The sequence below is a fragment of the Dehalococcoidia bacterium genome (genome assembly GCA_003597995.1).
Lineage (GTDB): Bacteria > Chloroflexota > Dehalococcoidia > Dehalococcoidales > UBA1222 > SURF-27.
On the sequence record QZJY01000058.1, the window covers coordinates 1 to 21113 of the forward strand.

At 54.4% G+C, this 21113-nt stretch carries 21 protein-coding genes; 11 read left to right on the plus strand and 10 right to left on the minus strand.

Annotation, left to right across the window (positions count from 1 at the left end; genetic code table 11):
* Nucleotides 1-220: 220 nt before the first annotated feature.
* The 9 genes from nusA (at nt 221) to C4542_07495 (ending at nt 9403) form a co-directional block, all read left to right on the plus strand.
* The gene (gene nusA / locus C4542_07455) at nt 221-1573 is read left to right on the plus strand and encodes a transcription termination/antitermination protein NusA (protein ID RJO60960.1); all 1353 of its coding nucleotides are present in this window, start codon (nt 221-223) and stop codon (nt 1571-1573) included.
* Nucleotides 1551-1844 carry a YlxR family protein gene (locus C4542_07460; GenBank protein ID RJO60961.1) on the plus strand — a complete coding sequence of 98 codons (294 nt, stop codon included), beginning with the start codon at nt 1551-1553 and terminating at the stop codon, nt 1842-1844. Before nusA ends, C4542_07460 begins: the two co-directional genes overlap by 23 nt.
* Nucleotides 1844-3637: a translation initiation factor IF-2 gene (locus C4542_07465; GenBank protein ID RJO60962.1), complete on the plus strand. Its 1794-nt coding sequence runs from the start codon at nt 1844-1846 to the stop codon at nt 3635-3637. The genes C4542_07460 and C4542_07465 overlap by 1 nt, the downstream gene beginning before the upstream one ends.
* Complete coding sequence (gene rbfA / locus C4542_07470) at nt 3638-3994, plus strand: 30S ribosome-binding factor RbfA (protein ID RJO60963.1); 357 nt, start codon at nt 3638-3640, stop codon at nt 3992-3994.
* Nucleotides 3995-4110: 116 nt separating this feature from the next.
* Nucleotides 4111-5025 (plus strand): tRNA pseudouridine(55) synthase TruB, encoded by a 915-nt coding sequence (gene truB / locus C4542_07475; protein ID RJO60964.1) that lies wholly within the window; start codon nt 4111-4113, stop codon nt 5023-5025.
* Nucleotides 5026-5130: 105 nt separating this feature from the next.
* Complete coding sequence (locus tag C4542_07480; GenBank protein RJO60965.1) at nt 5131-6240, plus strand: inositol-3-phosphate synthase; 1110 nt, start codon at nt 5131-5133, stop codon at nt 6238-6240.
* 46 nt (nt 6241-6286) lie between these two features.
* A complete protein-coding gene (locus C4542_07485; protein RJO60966.1) occupies nt 6287-7465 on the plus strand; it encodes a glycosyltransferase family 1 protein in 1179 nt (392 codons plus the stop codon).
* Nucleotides 7466-7477: 12 nt separating this feature from the next.
* On the plus strand, nt 7478-8065 hold the full coding sequence (locus C4542_07490) for a CDP-alcohol phosphatidyltransferase family protein (GenBank protein RJO60967.1): 588 nt from the start codon (nt 7478-7480) through the stop codon (nt 8063-8065).
* A gap of 54 nt (nt 8066-8119) precedes the next feature.
* Nucleotides 8120-9403 (plus strand): adenylosuccinate synthase, encoded by a 1284-nt coding sequence (locus C4542_07495; protein RJO60968.1) that lies wholly within the window; start codon nt 8120-8122, stop codon nt 9401-9403.
* A gap of 114 nt (nt 9404-9517) precedes the next feature.
* On the opposite strand, the gene C4542_07500 is transcribed toward C4542_07495, so the two are convergent.
* The 6 genes from C4542_07500 to C4542_07525 form a co-directional block, all read right to left on the minus strand.
* Nucleotides 9518-10309 (minus strand): hypothetical protein, encoded by a 792-nt coding sequence (locus C4542_07500; protein RJO60969.1) that lies wholly within the window; start codon nt 10307-10309, stop codon nt 9518-9520.
* A 154-nt stretch (nt 10310-10463) separates the two neighbouring features.
* The gene (locus C4542_07505) at nt 10464-11504 is read right to left on the minus strand and encodes a hypothetical protein (GenBank protein ID RJO60970.1); all 1041 of its coding nucleotides are present in this window, start codon (nt 11502-11504) and stop codon (nt 10464-10466) included.
* Between the two features lie 57 nt (nt 11505-11561).
* Nucleotides 11562-12737, minus strand: coding sequence for a hypothetical protein (locus C4542_07510; GenBank protein RJO60971.1), 1176 nt, complete (start codon nt 12735-12737; stop codon nt 11562-11564).
* Nucleotides 12715-13008, minus strand: a complete 294-nt coding sequence (locus C4542_07515) for a hypothetical protein (GenBank protein RJO60972.1) — start codon at nt 13006-13008, stop codon at nt 12715-12717. The genes C4542_07510 and C4542_07515 overlap by 23 nt, the downstream gene beginning before the upstream one ends.
* 123 nt (nt 13009-13131) lie before the next feature.
* The gene (locus tag C4542_07520; protein RJO60973.1) at nt 13132-13938 is read right to left on the minus strand and encodes a hypothetical protein; all 807 of its coding nucleotides are present in this window, start codon (nt 13936-13938) and stop codon (nt 13132-13134) included.
* Nucleotides 13939-14187: 249 nt separating this feature from the next.
* Nucleotides 14188-14541 (minus strand): GNAT family N-acetyltransferase, encoded by a 354-nt coding sequence (locus C4542_07525; GenBank protein RJO60974.1) that lies wholly within the window; start codon nt 14539-14541, stop codon nt 14188-14190.
* A gap of 459 nt (nt 14542-15000) precedes the next feature.
* Here C4542_07525 and C4542_07530 point away from each other — a divergent pair, with 459 nt between their 5' ends.
* Entirely contained in the window at nt 15001-15393 is a 393-nt protein-coding gene (locus C4542_07530; GenBank protein RJO60975.1) for a hypothetical protein, read from the plus strand.
* Nucleotides 15383-16162 (plus strand): hypothetical protein, encoded by a 780-nt coding sequence (locus tag C4542_07535; GenBank protein RJO60976.1) that lies wholly within the window; start codon nt 15383-15385, stop codon nt 16160-16162. Before C4542_07530 ends, C4542_07535 begins: the two co-directional genes overlap by 11 nt.
* A gap of 14 nt (nt 16163-16176) precedes the next feature.
* On the opposite strand, the gene dapA is transcribed toward C4542_07535, so the two are convergent.
* Genes dapA through C4542_07555 form a run of 4 tightly spaced genes read right to left on the minus strand, consistent with a single transcriptional unit; the run spans nt 16177 to nt 21097 of the window.
* Nucleotides 16177-17085, minus strand: a complete 909-nt coding sequence (gene dapA, locus C4542_07540) for a 4-hydroxy-tetrahydrodipicolinate synthase (protein RJO60977.1) — start codon at nt 17083-17085, stop codon at nt 16177-16179.
* 1 nt (nt 17086) lies between these two features.
* Nucleotides 17087-18112: an aspartate-semialdehyde dehydrogenase gene (locus tag C4542_07545; protein RJO60978.1), complete on the minus strand. Its 1026-nt coding sequence runs from the start codon at nt 18110-18112 to the stop codon at nt 17087-17089.
* Between the two features lie 8 nt (nt 18113-18120).
* Nucleotides 18121-18912 (minus strand): 4-hydroxy-tetrahydrodipicolinate reductase, encoded by a 792-nt coding sequence (locus C4542_07550; protein RJO60979.1) that lies wholly within the window; start codon nt 18910-18912, stop codon nt 18121-18123.
* A 25-nt stretch (nt 18913-18937) separates the two neighbouring features.
* A complete protein-coding gene (locus C4542_07555) occupies nt 18938-21097 on the minus strand; it encodes a polyribonucleotide nucleotidyltransferase (GenBank protein ID RJO60980.1) in 2160 nt (719 codons plus the stop codon).
* Nucleotides 21098-21113 lie beyond the last annotated feature (16 nt).

The following is a 21113-nucleotide window of genomic DNA, read 5'->3' on the forward strand; positions in this document are numbered from 1 at the left end:
ATCATTACCACAGGCCACACCTGGGCCTGGGGATGAGGACTCCATTAAACATTGCCGACAGGAGGTAAGACTGTCGGATATTTACGGAGAATACAACGTACTATTGCATGTCATATCGGACTGTGCTATACTTAACATAGTATAAGATGGGCACGGAAGTGGGTTCAAGCCCACTTTTTTGTTGTATGGCAAACAGAGATGCTGGAGGTCTGGATAAGAGATGAAAAGCGATTTCTTGCTAGCCATCACGCAATTATCGGCGGAAAAGGGTCTTTCCAAGGAGGTTGTGCTGGCGGCCGTTGAGTCGGCCCTGGCGTCAGCTTACCGCAAAAACAATTTTGCTCCCAACCAGGTGGTCTCGGTAAAAATCAGCCCTGCCACCGGCAAGGTGGAGGTCTGGGCGGAAAAAACGGTGGTGAAACAGGTCACCGACCCGCGCGCCGAACTCACGCTGGCCGAGGCCAAAAAACTTAAGAAAGATGCCAAGGTGGACGACATCATCAACGTCGAGTCCACACCGCAGAACGCCGGGCGCATCGCGGCCCAGACGGCCAAGCAGGTCATCCTGCAGCGGCTGCACGAGGCCGAGCACAGCGCTATTTTCGACGAGTTTTCCGGCAAGGCCGGTGATATAGTTTCAGGCGTGGTGCGACGGGTCGAGCCAAAGCAGGTTTTCATCGACCTCGGCCGCACCGAGGCGGTCATGCCCTCCACCGAGCAGTCTCCCGCCGAACACTACAGGGCCGGGCAGAGACTGCGCGTCTATCTGGTAGAGGTGGCGCAGTCCGCCAGGGGGCCGATGCTCATTGTTTCGCGTTCGCACCCCAACCTGTTGAGACGGCTGCTGGAACTGGAAGTGCCGGAGATATTCAGCGGCACTGTGGAAATAAAAAGCGTCGCCAGGGAAGCTGGTTTCCGCAGCAAGGTGGCAGTAGCCGCCAAGCAGGAAGGCGTGGACGCCGTAGGTTGCTGCGTGGGCCTGCGCGGCATTCGCATCCAGAACATCGTAAGCGAACTGGGCGGCGAAAAGATAGATGTGGTCAACTGGAACCCCGCCCCCGCCATCTTTATTGCCAATGCTCTTTCACCGTCACAGGTAGTGGCAGTTAAAGTTGACGAAAAACGCGAATCCGCCATTGCCGTCATTCCGGACAGGCTGCTTTCACTGGCCATCGGTAAGGAAGGCCAGAACGTGCGCCTGGCGGTTAAGCTGACCGGCTGGCGTATCGATATCAAGAGCGCCACCGACGCTGAGAAAGAAAAGGCTGAGGTTGAGACGGTCAAAGCCGCCAAAGTCGCCGCAGAAAGGGCTGAGACTGGCGAGGAACCCGCGGCTGTAGCGGCCGAGCCAGCGCCAGTACTGGCTGGCGTCACCACTGCTGCCCCTGCCAGGGCAGCCAAGGGGCTGCGCTTTGCCGAGGACATCCTGATACCGGCAGTCGTGACGCCGGAAGCTGCCAGCAAAGACAAGAAAAAGAAAAAGAAGACTGGCAAGGAAACCGCCGAAGACGGCATACGCTTGAAGAAAGCGCGCCGCGGCTCGGATATTTATGACACAGACGAAGAAATCTAGCCGGCGTGCCCCCCAGCGGACCTGCGTGTCATGCCGACAGGTAAAGGACAAACGCGAGCTGACTCGCATCGTCCGGCTTCCCGATGGGAAGGTGGGCATCGACCCGCGCGGGCGGCTGGCTGGACGTGGAGCCTACATTTGCTCCAATCCCGATTGCTGGCAGGCGTGCCTGAATAGCAATCGTCTGGATTACGTGCTGAAAACCAACATCGCTCCTGACGAGCGTGAGAGGCTGCTGGCCGAAGGCCGGAGCCTGATAGGGGGTGGCTAGTGGCTGAGGCTGAAAAACAGGTTACCGCCGGGTCTGAATTACCCAGGCTGGAACTGCCGCGTACCATTAGCGTCCGGCAACTGGCAGATATGCTTAAATCCACGCCTGTCGATATTATCAAACAGCTGATGCGGCAGGGATTGATGGCCAACATCAACCAGGTGATCGATTACGAAATGGCGGCCAGGGTGGCCGCGGGTCTGGGTTTCGACGTTCATCCTCAGGCGCAGGAAGCGCGCAAGGCCAGCGTTATCTCCGAGATTAAAAAGCAGCAGCAACTGGCTGAGGAATCCGGCAACCTGAAACCCCGTCCGCCGGTGGTCACCATCATGGGGCATGTGGACCACGGCAAGACGCGCATCCTGGACGCCATCCGCCAGTCGAACGTCATGGAAGGCGAGGCCGGCGGCATTACACAGCACATCGGCGCTTATCAGGTGGAAGTCAAGGGACAAAAGATAACCTTTCTGGATACCCCGGGCCATGAGGCTTTTACGGCCATGCGCGCTCGCGGCGCCCAGGTGACCGATATCACCGTCCTGGTGGTGGCGGCGGATGACGGCGTCATGCCGCAAACGCTGGAAGCCATAGCTCACGCCAGGGCAGCCGGAGTACCCATCATCGTAGCCATCAACAAGATGGACAAGCCCGGTGTCAACACGGATGTGGTTAAAAAGCAGCTGGCCGAAGCCGGACTGGTAATCGAGGAGTGGGGCGGCGAGACCATTGCCGTGCCTACTTCCGCCAAAACCCGGCAGGGCATAGAAGAACTGCTGGAAAACATCCTCCTGGTAGCCGAAATGGAAAATCTGCGCGCCGATCCCGCCGTGCCTGCCAAAGGCGTCGTCATCGAAGCCCGCATGGACAAGACCAAGGGGCCGCTGGCCACCGTGCTGGTGCATGACGGCACTTTGCGCACCGGCGATATGGTGGTGGTGGGGACTACATCGGGCAAGGTCAAGGCCATGTTCAACGATGCCGGCAAGCAGCTCAGGAAAGCAGTTCCGGCCACCCCCGTGGTAATCCTGGGGCTTCACAGCGTGCCGCAGGTAGGAGACTCCCTGACCGTAGTCACTGGCGAGCGTCAGGCCAGGGTGCTGGAAGAAGAACACATGAAAGAAACGGCGCAGGTGGCCAAGCCTGTCAACCTTTCCAATCTTTTCGACCAGATTAACGCCGGCCAGGTCAAAGAATTACCTGTTGTTTTGAAAGTGGATGTGCAGGGCAGCATGGAACCTATCAAAAACTCTTTGGAGCGCCTCAGCACCTCCGAAATCAAGGTCAACATCGTTCATGCCGCCAGCGGCAACGTCAATGAAAATGATGTCAACCTGGCCATTGCCTCCAAGGGTATAGTCATCGCCTTCAATACCGGCGTAGAGTCCAACGCTCAGAAACTGGCCGATTCAGAGAGCATCGACATCCGCCAGTATCTCATCATTTACGAGCTTATCGACGATGTCGAGAGGGCGCTCAAAGGTCTGCGCGAACCCGAGTTTAAAGAGGTTATTGACGGGCGCGCCCAGGTCAAAGAGGTCTTCCCCGGCGCCAAGAAGACGCAGATCGCCGGCCTGTACGTTACCGAGGGCAAGATCCGCCGCGACTCTCAGGTGCGGGTCAAACGCGGCGACAAGGTTGTCGCCGATACCACCGTTCTCAGCCTGAGGCGTTTCAAGGAAAACGTGCGCGAGGTGGCCACCGGCTACGAGTGCGGCATCGGCCTCAACAACTTCAACAGCTTCCAGGTGGCCGATGTCCTGGAATTTTACCGCAAAGAGAAGGTGGCTATTTAAATGGCTTATCGTCTGGAGCGGCTCAATAGCCTGCTGAGACACGAGTTGAGCGACCTGTTGCGCCTTGAGGTAAAAAACCCCCGGCTTTCAACGGGGCTGATTTCCATCACCGAGGTCGATATCGCTCCCGACCTGAAATATGCCAAAGTCTTCGTCAGCAGCCTGGGGGGGCTGGAGGAAAAAGATGCCGTCCTGGCATCCCTCCGCAGCGCCGCCGGGTTTCTGCGTGGCGAGCTTGCCAAGAATTTACGGATGCGTGTAGTTCCCGATCTGGATTTCCAATGGGATGAATCCATCGAGCACGGCGCGCACATCCTCGAACTGCTGGACAAGGTCAAACCGCCCGCTGAAAAGTAAATTCTAAATCCCAATATCTAAATCCTAAATAATATCAAAGTTCAAAATTCAAAGATTCAGACATTTGTTCATTTGAATTTATTTAGAATTTGGTGCTTGGTGCTTAGGGTTTTATAATGGACGGTATTCTCAATATCCACAAGCCTTCAGGCCCCACCTCTTTCTCAGTCGTTGCCAGGGTCAAGAGCCTCACCCATGCACCCAAAGCAGGACATGGCGGCACTCTCGACCCTCTGGCCTCGGGAGTTTTACCTGTTTTCCTCGGCCAGGCAACCCGCGTGGCCGAATACCTCATGGAGTATTCCAAGGATTACCGCGCTGTTGTCGAACTCGGTGTTTCCACCGAAAGCTACGATGCCGAAGGCAAAATCACGCACACTTCCGATACATCAAATATTACGCTTGAGAGCGTCGAAGCGTCTCTTGAAAAATTCAGAGGGGAGATTCTTCAAGTCCCTCCGGTGTATTCCGCGCTCAAACATCAAGGCCAGCCTATGTATAAACTGGCCCGTGAGGGTAAAAACGTTGAAATCGACAGCCGCCCTATCTCGATATACCGCCTGGATATCGTCTCATTTCAACCACCCTGCGTTACGCTGGATGTAGAATGCAGCAAGGGAACTTATATCCGCTCGCTGGCGCACGACCTGGGGGTGGCGCTCGGTTGTGGGGCGCATCTCAAAGGCCTCATACGCACCGCCTATGGCCCGTTTGACATAAAGGATGCGGTCACGCTCGAACAACTGGAAGAATTGGCTGCCTCCCGAAGACTGAGCGACGCGTTGCAGCCGATGGATGTCGTTCTGTCCCGTTGGAAAAAGGTCATCCTCAATGAGGAACAGGTAACAGCGGTGCACTGCGGCGTAGGATTGCCCCTCGATATTCCCGGGGATACGTCCCGGATGAGGGCTTATGATAAAGAGGGGACGTTTATCGCGCTCCTTGTGTTCGAGCCGCTCAGCAGTCTTTGGCGTCCGCAAAAGGTATTCCATCAGCCTCAAGTCGCGCCTGAAAACAGGCCAAACCCTTGACATTCAACCTGCTAACGGGTATATTTCATAGGTTGCCAGTTACGTATTGTCTTCTTATTTCAGGCGTCAGTCCTGAAATCTTATTGTTCAGGAGGTAAATCATAGATGGGAAAAATTAACGTTGCCATTATCGGTATCGGCAACTGCTGCTCCTCGCTGGTGCAGGGCGTCACTTTCTACAAGAAGGCCAAGGATGTCGATTTTGTCCCTGGCCTGATGCATGTCAACCTGGGCGGCTATCACATCAGCGATATCAATTTCGTGGCCGCTATCGATATCGACAAGAATAAAGTGGGCAAAGACCTTTCGCAGGCCATCTTCACCAAACCCAATAACACCATCAAGTTCGCCGACGTTCCCAGCCTGAACGTCAAGGTCGAGCGCGGTATGACGCACGACGGGCTGGGCAAGTATCTCTCCCAGATAATCGAGAAAGCCCCCGGCCCCACCGCCGACATCGTTAAAATCCTCAAAGAGACCAAGACCGACGTGGTCATCAACTACCTGCCGGTGGGCAGCGAGGAAGCCACCAAGTGGTATGTAGAACAGATACTCGAAGCCGGCTGCGCCATGATAAACTGCATCCCCGTTTTCATCGCCCGCGAAAAATACTGGCAGCAGAGATTTGAAAGTAAGGGCCTGCCCATCATCGGCGACGACATCAAGAGCCAGGTGGGCGCCACCATCGTGCACCGCGTGCTGACCCGCCTTTTCATGGACCGCGGCGTCAAGCTGGAGCGCACCTACCAGCTCAACTTCGGCGGCAATACCGACTTCCTCAACATGCTGGAACGCGAGCGCCTGGAATCCAAGAAAATATCCAAGACCAATGCTGTCACCTCGCAGCTCAACTACAAGATGGACCCCGACGACGTGCATGTCGGCCCCTCGGATTACGTTCCCTGGCTTCTGGATCGCAAGTTCTGCCACATCCGCATGGAAGGCCGCACCTTCGGCGATGTGCCGTTGCTACTGGAAACCAAGCTCGAGGTATGGGACAGCCCTAACTCGGCCGGCGTGGTCATCGACGCCATCCGCTGCGCCAAGCTGGCGCTCGACCGCGGCCTCAAGGGCGCTCTCACCGCTCCGTCGTCCTACTTCATGAAATCTCCGCCGGTGCAATACACCGACGACGAGGCACACAGCATGGTGCAGGCATATATCACGGAGTTGTCGAAACCCGCCAAATCCGCAGAGGCTTCGTCCAAATCCTGAGCGATTCGGGCACAACCAGACCGCATACCGATGGCTGGCGGCACGGATGAAGATAGCGCTGATATCGCCCTATGATTTTGCCCATCCCGGTGGGGTAATCAACCACATCCGCGCCCTGGACGAAGAGTTCACCAGGCTGGGACATGACGTTCGCATAATCGCTCCCGCTTCACGTAAAAAAGTGGCCGCGCTGGGAAACCGCTTTATCCCGATAGGCAAACCGCGCCCGGTACCCAGCAGCGGCTCCATCAGCCGCATCAGCCTGTCGCTGCATCTGGCGCCGGACATCAAGCGCGTACTCAAGAGTGAAAAGTTCGATGTGGTGCACCTGCACGAGCCGTTTATGCCCATGCTGTGCAGCGCCGTGCTGCGTTTTTCAAGCGGCATCAATATAGGCACCTTTCATGCCTATTCCGGCAGCCCAGGCTATGAGTTAGGCTGGCCGATTACAACCATCCTGCTCAAACGCCGTAACCGCAAACTCGCCGGGCGCATTGCCGTTTCCACGCCGGCCAAGGCCTATGCCAGCAAGTACGTCGACGGCGAATTCACCGTAATACCCAACGGGGTTGACCTCAAGCGTTTTCATCCGGGCGTCAAACCCATGCCCGGTTACGACGACGGCAAGATAAATATTCTATTCGTCGGTCGGCTGGAAAAACGCAAGGGGTGCAACTATCTCCTGAATGCTTACGCCAGGCTGAAAAAGAAATATCCCAACATCCGCCTGATTATCGTCGGCCCCGGCGTAAATTTGCGCCGCAGGTACGAATTCAAAGTCAGGTTCAGCCGTCTTAAAGACGTGGTTTTTACCGGGGGCGTCCCCTATGAGGAACTGCCGCGCTACTACCAGACGGCGGACATATTCTGCGCTCCGGCTACCGGCAAGGAGAGCTTCGGTATTGTACTTCTGGAAGCCATGGCGCTGGGTAAGCCCATCGTGGCTACTTCCAACGACGGTTATGCCTCCGTGGTAACGCACGGCGAGCAGGGGCTGCTGGTCCCGCCGAAGAACATCAAGGCGCTGGCGGAAGCCTTGAAGCGTCTCATCGAAGACGGTTCATTGCGCGGTAAGCTTGGCGCAAACGGATTGAAAACCGTACAGAGTTATGACTGGCCGCTGGTCGCTCGCCGAGTTCTGGATTACTACCAGCAGGTTTCTCCGCTGGCCGATACGTCAAAAGCGTGCGCTCCTAGTAAAATTTCAGCCGGGACACCGGTCTAACAGGATTGAAACATGTCTGATCCTAACTGGCGCAGAAGTATTTCCGTGCGCTTTACCACTCCGGTAGCGAGGCTGCTGGCGCACATGCCGTTCACGCCTGATTTCCTCACCTGGCTGGGCTTTCTGCTGGCCTGCGGGGCAGCCGCCCTCGTTGCCGCGCACCATCTGTTGTGGGGTGGCATCGGCGTATTGGTGGCCGGCCTGATGGACACTTTTGACGGCGCTCTGGCACGCCAGACGAGGAGGGTCAGCCGGTTCGGCGCGGTGCTGGATTCCACCCTGGACCGCCTCTCCGAAGGAGTGGTGCTACTCGGAGTTATTTTTGTTTTCGCTCGCGACGGCTCGGCACCAGGTGCTGTGCTGGCAGGAGCCGCTTTAATATTTTCGTTTTCCGTGAGCTATATCCGCGCCCGCGCCGAAGGCATGGGAGTCGCATGCTCAGAGGGTTGGTTCACGCGCACCGAGCGCGTCATCGTCATAGCGCTGGGGCTCATATTCAACCAGCTTATCATTGCCCTGTCCGTCGTGTCGGCGTTGAGCCTTATCACGGCAGCCCAGAGATTATTTATTGTCTGGCGCAAGCTGCGGCCGGAAAAATGATAAAAAAATCGATATGATGCTGGTGGTTTGAGGGGTCAAGAAAAGGGGGAAGTCATGCCTGTTCTAGCGATAGTCGGCGGCCAATGGGGAGATGAAGGCAAAGGCAAGGTGGTGGACCAGCTTGCCGAGAAAGCCGATGTAGTGGTGCGCTTTTCCGGTGGCGATAACGCCGGCCACACCGTTATCAATCATCTCGGGGAGTTCAAGCTGCATCTGGTGCCCGCCGGCATTTTTTCAAGTCGCGTATTGTGCGTCATCGGCAACGGCGTAGTCATTAATCCGTCCGTGCTTATGAGTGAAATCGCCGGGCTCAACAAGTCCGGCGTGGACACCAGCCGCCTGGCCATCAGCGACCGGGCGCATCTGGTAATGCCGTATCACATCCTGCTGGACGAGCTCGAAGAAAAATCCCGCGCCGGCAAGGCCCTGGGCACCACCAAGCGCGGTATAGGACCGGCCTTTGCCGACAAGGCCAGCCGTTTGGGCATTCGCACCTGCGACTTGCTGGACAAGGCGGCGCTTAGAGAACGGCTGGCCATGGTGCTCGAGGGCAAGAACACGCTTTTTACAAAGGTATATGGCGTGCCTCCCATATCTCTGGATGAAATCTACTCTAAGTATTGCGAGTATGCGGACTTTCTTTCCCCGTTTATTAAAGATACAGCCGCTTTGCTCGACCAGGCTCTGGGAAAGAAACAACTGGTCATCCTGGAAGGCGCGCAGGGGGCACTGCTCGACCCCGATTTCGGCACCTATCCCTACGGCACGTCGTCTTCCCCGCTTACCGCTGGGGGATGCCTGGGAGCCGGTATCGCGCCCAACCGCATAGACCGCGTGCTGGGCATTTTTAAGGTGTATTGCACGCGCGTCGGCAACGGTCCCATGCCTACTGAGATTGAGGATGAAACCGGGCAAAAAATCCGCGAAATCGCGCATGAGTACGGCACCACCACGGGACGCCCGCGACGCATCGGCTGGTTCGATGCCGTGGCCGCGCGTTTCAGTTGCCGCATCAACGGCCTGACCGGCGTGGCGCTCACCAGGCTGGACGTGTTCGACACCATTCCCATTTTGAAGATATGCACGGGTTACGAGCTTAACGGCAAGCGCATCGACTATTTCCCTGCCAGCGTCGCAGACTTGGAAAAATGCAGGCCAATTTATGAGGAACTGTCTGGCTGGGGCAAACCCATTACCCACGTGCGCCGCTTTAAGGATTTGCCCAAAGAGGCGCAGAAGTATGTCAAGCGCATCGAGGAACTGATGGGATGTTCGGTGAATATGGCCTGCTGCGGCCCATCGCGAGAACAGGTCATCGAGCTAAAAGCGTTAATTTAATCAGGCTTTATGCGGTAAAAAAGAGGGAGTGTGATTAGCACTCCCTCTTCCATTCAGATATTATGCTTGATAGTGTACTGGCGGTATAGCTCTACCCTTCGGTTTCTATCGTTCTTATCTGCTTATTGGTCCGAGTGATGTTAGGTAACTGTAAATTGTTCCAATTTCCGGGTCAAACCAATATAGTGTTGTCCCGGCTAACGCTATATTAATTACCTCCTGGCCTGTGTTGGGATAATAAACCGTCGATACGAAGTATCCATCATTCATGGCTGCTGTCTGAACCTTCATTGCGTTAACATACCATTGTGCATATGTAGCAGAGTATGGTTGAATGTGCGCTTTAACCCATGTATTCAATGTGGCATAGTCCGGGAAATCCTTTAAAGGGTATTTTGCCTGTATGGCGGTGAGTTGTGTCTGAAGGGTGGTATTCGTGGCCTTGGATGCGGCCAGGTCGGTATTGGCCTTGTCCAGGCTGGCCTGGGTTGTGGTGACTTTGCCGTTGGCCGTCGCCAGGTCGGCTGTCAAACTGGTTACTTTGCCGTTTGCAGTAGCAAGGTCGGCGGTCAGACTGGTAACTTTCGCCTGCGACGCAGTCAGGTCGGATTTGGCTGTAGTCAGTTGCGTTTGCAGGGTAGCCACGTTAGCTTTTTCCGTGGCCAGTTGGGTTTGGAGACTGGCAACGTTGGCCTTCTCTGTGGCCAGTTGTCCTTGTAAGCTGCTGACGTTGGCCTCGAGGGTTGTGATATTCTCGTTGGCCTTGTTCAACTTGCCCATTTCCATGACGTATAACACGCCCACGGCAATGAGCGCCACTGCGAGAACGCCCGAGACGATGAGCATGAGCGGATTGCCGCCCGTCTTTTTGGCGGGGGGTGTGGGGGTAGCCTGGTAATCGATCACTTGATTTACTCCTCCTTTGTTTTGTTGCATTCAAGCAGACAGGGAATATTATACACGAAAAATCCGTAATCCAAATAGATATTATGAACTATAAGTGGAGAACAATAAAAAAGGGGGGCGACTAAGTCGCCCCCCCTCGTCGTTAGAATCGAAACTAAGGCATGGGCAGGGGATGGGAGGGCGGCGGACTGCCGAAAGTCGGCCCGGTCGTAATTACATCCGTGCTGGCGTTTACCGACACTGCCACTCCTCCTACAACCGCCGCGTTCCACGAGTATATGTAGGTAGCATCCCAGTCCAGGCAAGCGGGTAGCAAATAGCCGTCACGCAGGGCTTTTACCTGCAGAATGAAAGCTTTCGCATATGATGAAGAAGCCGTATACGCAGGATTGGTGTTGGTATCATCTTTGGCCAACCAGGTTTGCAACTCGGCGAGCGTGTTGAAATGCCGCGGGTCCTGTACCTGTTTCAAGCTAGATGCGGATACAGCCAGATCGGCGTAGGCCTTAGCAAGGCTGGCCTGGGTGGACGCAACTTTGGAGTTAGCCGCAGCCAGGTCGGCGGTCAGGCTGGTTACCTTGCCTTCTGACGCAGTTAGCCTGGTTTTCAGGTCGGCCACATTAGCCTTCTCGGCGGTCAGTTGTGTTTGTAAACTGGCGACCGTGGCCTTCTCGGCGGAGAGCTGAACCTCGAGGCTGGCGACGGTGGCTTTCTCTTCTGCCAGTTGCGTTTCCAGGTTGTATATGTGGGCATTAGCGTCATTGAGCTTACCAACACCCTGCGCGTAAAATACGCCGAGCATAATCAAAGCCACGGCTAATATTGAGCTGAGCACGATCCATGCTGAGTTTCTGCGTGCGGGCTGAGGCTGGGGTGCCCATTGACCGGTTCCCGCACCGCCGCCAGAGTAGCTCGCCGCGGTCGGCGGCGCAGCTTCTGCTCCAACCAGCGGCAGGGGTGCCGTCTGTGTCATTCCCAGCGCCTCCACCGAAGACATGGCTTGAGCCATGGTTCTGCACTTTTCAGCCAGGCCCAATTCGCCCAGTTTTTGATGGCACTCGGCCAGATGGATAAAATAGCGTGGATCGTGGGGTGCGAGCTTGATGAGCTTGTAACACATATCCCTGGATTTTTGGTAGTCGCCCGCCATAAAAGCGTCGATGGTTTTCTTTTCAAGTGTGGCTAAGTCTTCCATTTATCCTCCACTTATTCCATGGTTGTTTGCATACAGCCAGGTTTGGTGATCTATTGATTACCAGATGCACGGAGACGGGTCTTTGGGGTTAGTAAAAGTCGATGGCAATGAAGGCAGCGACGCCTGCTTTGGGATCATGGGCACCACCGCCGCATAAGTCGGGGTGATGGTCCACCACGCTGTGGTATAGTCTCCGGTCGAATCGGCAACGCTGTAGTTGTACTCCATGGGGATACGGAACAGGCCATTGGGCCGTCCGGAGGTAGCTCCCCAGCTGTTCAGCATGATCCAATAGTGCTTGCTGGGATCGGGGTCGCTGTCATTGTATCCCACGCATAGAACAGCGTGGCCGCCCCCCGTAACGTCGTCCCACACCTTGCCAGCGGAATAACCGCCGCTCCACAGGGCTGATTCCGGCTGTGTATTCCAAAAACTATGGAATTGTGTCCAGTCAGTGGCATTGGCCAGATAAAATCCAAAATATATGCCTTTGTTCTGATTCAAGATGGTCTTGATATTAAGTATCGCTGACTCATTGCTTATTCCATAGGTTGGAATACGTGAGACGCCGACGTAGGTCAACGCGTAATTGGGAGTGGTTGAGATCGAGCTGGCCGGCACCCTCGTGCCCGAAGTGCTATTGTGGTCCTGGTAGTTCGCATTCAAGTTTGACCAGGGGATTACCATTTTCTTGGCATTATAGAAGTTGGCAAAGGCTATGGCAGTGCCGCCGTTGCCGGCCCAGTTGGGGCCTGAACCGCCGTTGTAATTAGACATGAGGTACTGTATCGAAAGGCGTTCCTTTACACCTACACCGCTCTGAACGTTAAGCGCGATCTCCATAATCCCGGTGCTTGTCCATACCCAGCACGAGCCATTGAGGCCCTGATCGCGCTCCTGTGGCACGTACGATATGCGTGAGAGCAAATTCAGCGCGCTCCCGTCCAGTTTGGTTTCGAGAAATTTCCTGATTTCTTCATCTATAACGGCAAGGGGGGCATTCAACGCCATTTCGTTTTGCTGCTTCCGCTCTTCGGCGGTGAACCTCATCACGGGATGGGTGGGGGAAGATGCTGCATAGATATAACTATGAGATGGAACGAAGCTAGAAACGATCAGAAATGATAAAGCGATCAGGCGGAGTCTGTTAAAAAGACCGATTATTGGAGTATTAGGCCTCCGTCCGCGGTTGGGTTTACGGCGCAACCATTTATTCCGGAAAAAATTTCCCATAACCTTTTTCCTCTACCTGCCCGTTTATAACTTGACCGGTCCACACGATTTCGCCATTGTTGTAATCTGCCTTTACTTGATAAATGGTTAACGGTGTTACTGCGTGCCCAATGCTGATGTTCCAATTGTCTCCGGTAAATACCGCGCTACTATATCCTTGCAGTCGTTTCCCGTCTGCGCTCAGGATAAACCTGGTATAGTCTTTTATCAATGCCCCTGCGGCTGGGTGATGCTCTTTGATAAATTCAACCACCAGTTTTAGAATCTCCATATTTGTTGCATTTTAGTACACATAATATATCAACGCAATCGATTGTTACCATAACGTAAAGGAAATGGGGGGGTAATAATAAGTCTTTTACCCCCCCCCCCAAAAAAACTTTTTACAACGGAGTTATGGCAATGGTATCGGATAAGAAGGAGGTGCGGTTGCAAAAGCTACTTGGTATGTTACCGCATCGGTGGACGGGGTGACTTTGTAGAGACTGTCACCCACGAGAGCGATGTTGTTGAGATATATATAGTAAGTATCCCATGTGATATAAGCCGGTAATATGAAACCAGCCCTCAGCGCTTTGACTTCCAGGATGTAGGCTTTGATATTTGCAGATCCTGAATATGCGGGATTTGTATTCGTATCGTCTTGAGCTAGAAAGTTGGTTAACTCGGCATATGAATTAAAATGCCTTGGATATTGAATTGTTTTGATAGTAGCCGCCTGCGTGGTATTTGTGACCAAAGCAGCAGCCAAATCTAGATTGGCTTTGTCCAAACTGGCCTGAGTTGTGGTGACTTTGCCGTTAGCTGTCGCCAGGTCGGCGGTCAAAGTCGTTACTTTACCGTTTGCGGTAGCCAGTTCGGCGGTCAGACTAGTAACTTTTGCCTGGGATGCCGTGAGGTCGGATTTGGCCGTAGCAAGCTGCGTCTGCAAGGTGGCGACATTGGCCTTCTCCGCGGCCAGTTGCGTCTGGAGAGAGGCAACGCTGGCTTTCTCCGTTGCCAGTTGCCCTTCGAGGCTGGTGACGTTGGTTTCAAGGCTGGCGATGTTATCGTTAGCCTTTTTCAATTTGCCCATTTCCATGACGTATAACACGCCCACGGCAATGAGCACTACTGCGAGAACGCCCGAGACAATGAGCATGAGCGGGTTGCCACCCGTCTTTTTTACGGGAGGCGTGGGAGCAGCCTGGTAGTCAATCACTTGCTTTACCCCTCCTTTTTATTATCGCGTTAAAACAGGTTGCGAGTATTCTACTCCGTAAGAGTACGCATCACAACGGATATAAGCAAATATAAACGTGAGGAATAGGTAAATAAAAAGAGATATAGAGAGTCTAATAGCCGTGAATTACTTTCCTAAGCGCTAGAATTGAATAAAAGGATGGTAATGGCAAAGTATGAAATAAAGAAACCGACGAGGTAGCAAACCGAGGATTAAAAACTTAGGAGCTCAGATTCCGCGTAACATCAAGTAAAGCGGATAATTGCCGCCCGGCATGCAGGTCTCATGCACCTGCTTGAAGCCGAAGTGCTGGTACATGGCAACGTTTTTCATGTTCTGCGTTTCGACGTAGCACGGCATCTTATCGGCGTCGAGTTTCGCCAGCATTGGTTTGAGAAGTAAACTGGCAAAGCCCTTCCCCTGGTGTAGAGGGTTTACGGCGAGGGCGGCCAGATAGCAGTGACGCGCCGGGGCGTACTTTTTCTTGAGTTTTTCGCAGTAGGCCAGGCTCCTGCCGTCCAGCAGGAGATAGCGCCAGCCGCAGCGTAGCGGCAAAAGCGGGTATCCCGCCTGCAGGAGCATACCAAGGCGTCTGCTTGGCCCCGGCGGGCATCCAGATGGCTACCCCTTCGCATAGCGGAGAAGTCGTGTAGGCCTCAGCCCCGCCTTGAGCGGCGATGCGCAAGACCATCTCGAAGGCATAGCGCAGGTTGGTACGTTTTTTCTCATCTGGAATGAGATATGCCGTCATGGGATCATCGGCGAAGGCGCGCTGGCAGGTGAAAGAAGCCGACAAAATAAGTGAGGCATCTATTGGAACGAGATTATTTGCATGTACGCTTAAAATAGTCATTCTCTCATAAATTTGTGATTGTCATTATGATAAGGGACATACTTAGAGGATTCTAGTCTAAAGATAGCGGATGAGCGCGATAATGGCTAGTCATTTCGATATAAGACCCGATTGCGCAGAAGATCCCTTGCCTAGATGTTGATGGAAGGACCACACGTATTGACATTAGTGCTATATTATTATGTACAATGAAAGGGGTAATCGTGTCAAAAACGAAGATTGCCGGAAGACACCTCATCGCGGATTTAGTAAATCTTGATGAAGCCCTTTGTTTAGATGCCCCAGGTTGGCTTAAGGCATTTATAAATGCAAGCCAGGAACTAGGGCTTGAAATTGTTGCTAGCAATTCACATATATTCAAACCGCCAAAACAGCCTGGCTTAACAGCCTTTCTCTTGTTGGACTCAAGTCATTTTTCTGTGCACTCTTATTCTGATGTAGGCATAGCTGCAGTAGATTTGTTTTCATGCAGAGATAAGGATTTATCCCAAACATTTATGGGAATATGTAAAGAACTTGGAATTACAAAAGATAATGTATTGCATGAGCGGCAGATAAGGCGGTTCGAAGATGGAGAATAAGGGGAAAAATGAAATAGGGGCTCTACTTGTTAGCCTTTTTGCTGTAATAATTACATTGGCTGCTGTATTAATTGGGAGGTCGGCCGAGGGCTTGAACTTTAACCTTTTAATCAATTTCATTTTAATACTTGCAGTAGAGGGAATATTAGTTACCGTTATTTCTCTCCTTTTTATTAAGAATTGGTTTCAAAATAGAATCGATCAGCTTAATGAAAACGTAAAGGTTCTACAAGAGGTTACTAAAGATCTCAATTCAGATATTAGTCTCCTGAGCAAAGCCAAATCTGAGCTAATACCATCTACTATGTTCGTAAATAATGAGGCACTGGAGTCAAGGGAGCGTGACGCTAATCATATAAGAGTTATTACTCCTAACCTTGATAACGATTTTGGCGAATTCTATGATACGGTAAAGCTTAACATCAAAAAAAAGAAATTTTATGTATATGTGATCAATGAAAATGGGGATATGCAAAGTAGAATGGAATCGCTTAAGATAAAATTGCAAGCAGATCTCAAAGATGATAAAGAAATAGATATAGACACACAGCTTCTAGTTCTGAAAACAAAAGAGCCTATTATCACAGAATACGTACTTTATGATCCGCCCGGACCCGTAGATTTAGAAGGATTTATTGAACTTCGTATAGGAATAGGACCAACATCCGGCAATAAATTTAATCTTAAATTAAGTACAACACAGGCTCATTTGTTAAATGACTGGGTAAACAGACTGTGTAAACAATCTAAACAATCTAATGTAAGCTAATATTTATTCACCCCTCATATTGTTATATCAATGTGGTACTTATTCAATGTGTTGACGATGATGTCGGCGGACTTTTTATCCGGCTCAGTTAGTGGCAGTCTCACCCCGCCGACCCGGAAGCCCACGTGGTTGAGGGCGTACTTCACCGGGATGGGATTGGAAACGATAAAAAGGTCCTTGAACAGCGGCACCAGGTCACGGTGAATTTCAGCCGCCCTGGCGGTATTCCCTGAGGTGAAGCTCTCTATCATCTCTTTTATCTGTTTGCCCACCAGGTGCGAGGCCACGCTGATGACGCCGTAAGCGCCGAGTGCCATCATGGGCAGGGTGTCGCCGTCATTGCCGCTCCACACCACGAAATCGTCGCGTATTTCGCCCACGCCGCGGATGACGCGGGCGGTGTGGTCCATGTCGCCGGAAGCTTCTTTGAGCCCCACGATGTTTTTTATCTTGCTCAGGCGGATAACCGTGTCGGACGCAAGGCTGGTGACCGTGCGCGAAGGCACGTTGTAGAGGATGCAGGGCAGCGCAGTGCTCTCGGCGATGGTCTTGAAGTGCTGGTAAAGCCCTTCCTGCGTGGGCTTGTTGTAATAGGGTACCACCAGCAGGCAGGCGTCCACACCCCATTCTTCTGCGCGGATGGTATTTTCGCGGGCTTCCTCTGTGGAGTTTGAGCCGGTGCCGGCGATGACCGCCCCGCTCTTGCCTATAACCGACTCAATCTCGCGGAAGAGACGGTGCTCTTCTTCCCAGGTGACGGTGGGCGATTCACCGGTGGTGCCCACCACCACGATGCCGTCGCTGCCGGAATCTATCAGCGCTTTGGCCAGCTTTCGGGCCTGCTCGTAGTCCACGGCGCCATGAGAATCGAACGGTGTCACCATGGCCGTGATGAGACGGCCTAACTCTTTGCCGCTTTTCATATTAACCTCCCGGTTTAAGCCATTCGCGCCGTATCATCTCTTCGGCGATTTGCACGGCGTTGAGGGCCGCGCCCTTGCGTATGTTATCGGCCACGATCCACATGACCAGGCTGTTGCTCTGCGAGACGTCGCGGCGGATACGCCCCACGAAGGTATCATCCGTGCCGACGGCCATCCAGGGATGCGGATAGAGACTGATGGCGGGGTCGTCCAGCACTCGCACGCCCGGCGCTTGGACCAGTATGCGCCTGGCATCGTCGGGGGAGATGGAGTTGGTGAACTCCACGTTGACCGCTTCGCTGTGGCTGGTGAAAACGGGTACGCGCACGCAGGTGGCCGATACCAGGATGTCTTCGGCATGCATTATCTTGCGCGTTTCCTCAACCATCTTCCATTCCTCTTTGGTGTAGGCGTTGTCCAGAAAGACATCAATATGAGGCAGTGTGTTAAAGGCTATCTGGTGAGGGTATACGTGCGGCACTACGCTCTGTCCGCCCAGAACCGCCTTGCTTTGCGCCGTCAGCTCTTCGATGGCCGCTGAGCCGGTGCCGGAAACTGACTGAAAGGTGGTCACCACGATGCGCTTGATGGGGTTGATTTTGTGCAACGGGTAAAGGGCGGTCACCATCTGGATGGTGGAGCAGTTGGGATTGGCGATGATGCCCTTGTGCTTTTTGATATCTTCGGCGTTCACTTCGGGGACAACCAGCGGCACGTCGTCTTCCATGCGGAAGGCCGAGCTGTTGTCAATCACCACGGCGCCAGCTCTTGCAGCGATGGGTGAAAAATAGCGGCTGATGTCCGCTCCGGCCGAAAAGAGGGCGATATCCACGTCGCGGAAGGAGTCTGGCGAGGTCTCTTTGACCTCGTACTCCTGGTGGTCGAAGTAGAGCTTCTTGCCGGCCGAGCGGTCCGAGGCGAAAAGCTGCATGGTGCGCACCGGGAAGCCACGCTGCTCGAGGACCTTGATAAACTCTCCCCCGACAAGCCCGGTGGCGCCCACGATGGCCACCCTGTATCCGTTCATGTGCCCTCCTAAAGCTTTAGTAGAGTATCAAGCCCGAAAATCAGGCCGGTGTGTTTGGATACCTCTCTTACTGCCAGCATGACGCCCGGCATATAGCAGTCGCGGCTGATGGCGTCGTGCTTGATACTGAGCGTCTGCCCCATGCCGCCCAGCAGCACCTCCTGGCGGGCGACGATGCCCGGCAGCCTGACGCTGTGGATGGCGATGCCGTCCAGTTTCTGGCCGCGGCTCTCCTGCACGCCTTCTTTCTGCTCTGGCGTTACGAAAGGCTTGCCGCGAGATGACACCATGGCCCGGGCGGTGGAGAGAGCCGTCCCCGATGGTGCGTCCAGCTTGTGCTGGTGATGTTCTTCGATGATCTCGGCGGAGTCGAAATATCTGGCTGAAATTTTCGCCAGGTGCATCATGACGATAGCGCCGATAGCGAAGTTGGATGCCACGATGGCCCCCACTTTATGCTGTTTAGCCAGCGTGTCGATCTCGGCAAGTTCGGCTTGGGAGAGACCGGTCGTTCCGCTGACCAGCCGCACGCCGTGCTTAAAAGTGGCGCGCGCCAGCGGCAGAATGGCTTTGGCCGTGCTGAAATCGACCACCACGTCGGGTTTGACGGCGTCGAGCAGGCTGTCGAGGTCTTTTGAAAGCGGAACAGAATGACCGCCGGATAGCGTGATACTGTCAGCGGGCGCTGAGATATCAACGCCTCCCACGATTTCCATATCAGGCTCTTGGGAGAGCGCGGCAATCACCGTCTGCCCCATCTTGCCTGAGGCGCCGTTTACCATGACTCTTATTTTAGACATGGCATTTCCTCGCCTGATTGTTTATTTAGCGTGGCCGGTATGGCGGGCGCCCGCCCTGCGGACGGGATGGAGGAGCACCACTGTTTTCAGCTGCGCCGCCTTCAGCGGGAGCCAAGAGGACGCGCCTCGAAAGGTTGATGCGTCCCTGGTTATCAATTTCGATAACCTTGACCTGTATCTGGTCGCCTATCTTGACTACGTCTTCAACTTTGTCCACGCGGCGGTCGGCCAGTTCCGAGACGTGCACCATGCCGTCCTTGCCGGGCAGGAGCTCAACAAATGCGCCGAAATTCATGATGCGCACAACCTTGCCGGTAAATATCTCGCCCACCTTGATCTCGCGGGTCAGGTCCTCGATCATCTTCATGGCCTTCTTGGCCGAGCCTTCATCGATGGCGCCGATTATTACGGTACCATCGGGGGCGATATCCACCGTGGCCTTGGACTCATCGGTGATGGCGCGGATGGTCTTGCCGCCGGGACCGATGACCGTGCCTATCTTTTCCTGGTCGATGACCATCTTGTACATGCGCGGGGCGTACTTGGAAAGGTCAGCCCGGCTCTGAGCGATTGTACTTCGCATCGTCTCCAGTATGAACAGGCGTGTCTCGCGGCTCTGGTACATGGCTTTTTCGAGTATCTCCAGGCTGACGCCCTTGAGCTTGATATCGAGTTGCAGCGCAGTGATGCCCACTGCCGTGCCGGCCACCTTATAGTCCATGTCGCCGTAGTTGTCTTCAATGCCCTCGATGTCGGTAAGCACGGCGTACTCGCCGTTCTCGCCTGTCACGAGGCCCATCGAAATGCCTGCTACCGGCGCTTTGATGGGTATGCCGGCGTCCATCAGAGATAGCGTGGAGGCGCAAACCGAAGCCATTGAGGTTGAGCCGCTGGAGCTCATAATCTCGGAAACGAGGCGGATGGTATAGGGGAAGTCCGCTTCGGGCGGGATGACCGGCGCCAGCGCCCTTTCGGCCAGGGCTCCATGCCCTATCTCGCGACGTCCCGGGGTGCCCACGCGCTTGGTCTCGCCGGTGGAGAAGGGCGGGAAGTTATAGTGGTGCATGAAACGTTTGGTATCGGCAATGCCCAGCCCGTCGAGCTTCTGTTCGTCGCGCATGCTGCCCAGAGTAGTGATGGTGAGCGCCTGAGTCTCGCCGCGGTTAAAGAGTCCCGAGCCATGCACGCGTGGCAGCAGCCCCACCTCGCAGGAAAGCGGGCGGATCTGTGTCAGATTGCGGCCGCTGGTGCGCCGCCCGTTTTTGAGTATGTTATTCCTGAGTTCGGCGCGGATGGCGTTATCGTAAACTGCCAGAATATCAGCGCTGCTGAATTTTTCTCCAAGGTCCTCCAGCAGTTCTTTCTTGAGGTTGTTCAGGCCGGGGTCTCTCTGTTCTTTGTAGGGGTGGTTGAGAGCACCGGGCAGCCTGCCCGCGATGATGCGTTCGACAGCCGCGATAAGCTCCGCGTTCGGTTCGGATTTGGGAGCATCTTCTTTGGCCTTGCCGACAGCCGCAATCATCTGTTCCTGCAGGGCTATGAGTTCTTGATTGGCCTGATGGGCGAAGCGGATGGCCTGCGCGGCGATTTCCTCGGACACCTCTTTAGCGCCGGCCTCTATCATGACTACGGCCTTTTTAGTGCTGGCCACCACCAGGTCAATGGTGCTCTTTTCCATGTCGGGGAGCGTGGGATTGACCACGAATTGCCCGTCGATATAGCCAACATGGCAGGCTCCCACCGGGCCCTCGAAAGGCACCGACGACATGCCTAGCGCGCACGAGCCGCCCAGGATGGCCAGAGTATCCGGGTCGTTCTCTTGGTCGGCGGACAGCACGGTGATGATGACCTGTATCTCGCGCCGCCATGTCTTGGGCAGCAGCGGCCGGAGCGGCCTGTCGGTCAGGCGGCTGGTGAGCGTGGCTTCCTCGCTGGGGCGGCCCTCGCGGCGTATGAAGCCGCCCGGGATCTTGCCCGCGGCGTAGAGCCGCTCTTCATAGTCAACGGTCAGGGGTAAAAAATCAACCCCCTCGCGAGGCTGGGGGTTGACGCAGGTGGTTACCAGTACTACCGTGTCTCCATAACGCAGCGTGACGGCGGCATCGGCCTGGCCGGCCAGCTTGCCCGTCTCGATGCTGAGCTTACGGCCACCGATAGTGGTCTCAACTGCAAACGGTTGTGCCATTTGCTTCCTCCTTGTC

Bases quoted from the DNA above. Each gene is read 5' to 3' on its own strand.
- C4542_07505 (RJO60970.1), bottom strand. From the start codon at position 11,504: ATGGAAGACTTAGCCACACTTGAAAAGAAAACCATCGACGCTTTTATG.
- C4542_07495 (RJO60968.1), top strand. From the start codon at position 8,120: ATGCCTGTTCTAGCGATAGTCGGCGGCCAATGGGGAGATGAAGGCAAA.
- rbfA (RJO60963.1), top strand. From the start codon at position 3,638: ATGGCTTATCGTCTGGAGCGGCTCAATAGCCTGCTGAGACACGAGTTG.
- C4542_07545 (RJO60978.1), bottom strand. From the start codon at position 18,112: ATGAACGGATACAGGGTGGCCATCGTGGGCGCCACCGGGCTTGTCGGG.
- C4542_07525 (RJO60974.1), bottom strand. From the start codon at position 14,541: ATGCTCCTGCAGGCGGGATACCCGCTTTTGCCGCTACGCTGCGGCTGG.
- C4542_07515 (RJO60972.1), bottom strand. From the start codon at position 13,008: ATGGAGATTCTAAAACTGGTGGTTGAATTTATCAAAGAGCATCACCCA.
- C4542_07530 (RJO60975.1), top strand. From the start codon at position 15,001: ATGAAAGGGGTAATCGTGTCAAAAACGAAGATTGCCGGAAGACACCTC.
- C4542_07480 (RJO60965.1), top strand. From the start codon at position 5,131: ATGGGAAAAATTAACGTTGCCATTATCGGTATCGGCAACTGCTGCTCC.
- C4542_07555 (RJO60980.1), bottom strand. From the start codon at position 21,097: ATGGCACAACCGTTTGCAGTTGAGACCACTATCGGTGGCCGTAAGCTC.
- nusA (RJO60960.1), top strand. From the start codon at position 221: ATGAAAAGCGATTTCTTGCTAGCCATCACGCAATTATCGGCGGAAAAG.
- C4542_07490 (RJO60967.1), top strand. From the start codon at position 7,478: ATGTCTGATCCTAACTGGCGCAGAAGTATTTCCGTGCGCTTTACCACT.
- C4542_07535 (RJO60976.1), top strand. From the start codon at position 15,383: ATGGAGAATAAGGGGAAAAATGAAATAGGGGCTCTACTTGTTAGCCTT.
- C4542_07485 (RJO60966.1), top strand. From the start codon at position 6,287: ATGAAGATAGCGCTGATATCGCCCTATGATTTTGCCCATCCCGGTGGG.
- dapA (RJO60977.1), bottom strand. From the start codon at position 17,085: ATGAAAAGCGGCAAAGAGTTAGGCCGTCTCATCACGGCCATGGTGACA.
- truB (RJO60964.1), top strand. From the start codon at position 4,111: ATGGACGGTATTCTCAATATCCACAAGCCTTCAGGCCCCACCTCTTTC.
- C4542_07510 (RJO60971.1), bottom strand. From the start codon at position 12,737: ATGGGAAATTTTTTCCGGAATAAATGGTTGCGCCGTAAACCCAACCGC.
- C4542_07550 (RJO60979.1), bottom strand. From the start codon at position 18,912: ATGTCTAAAATAAGAGTCATGGTAAACGGCGCCTCAGGCAAGATGGGG.
- C4542_07460 (RJO60961.1), top strand. From the start codon at position 1,551: ATGACACAGACGAAGAAATCTAGCCGGCGTGCCCCCCAGCGGACCTGC.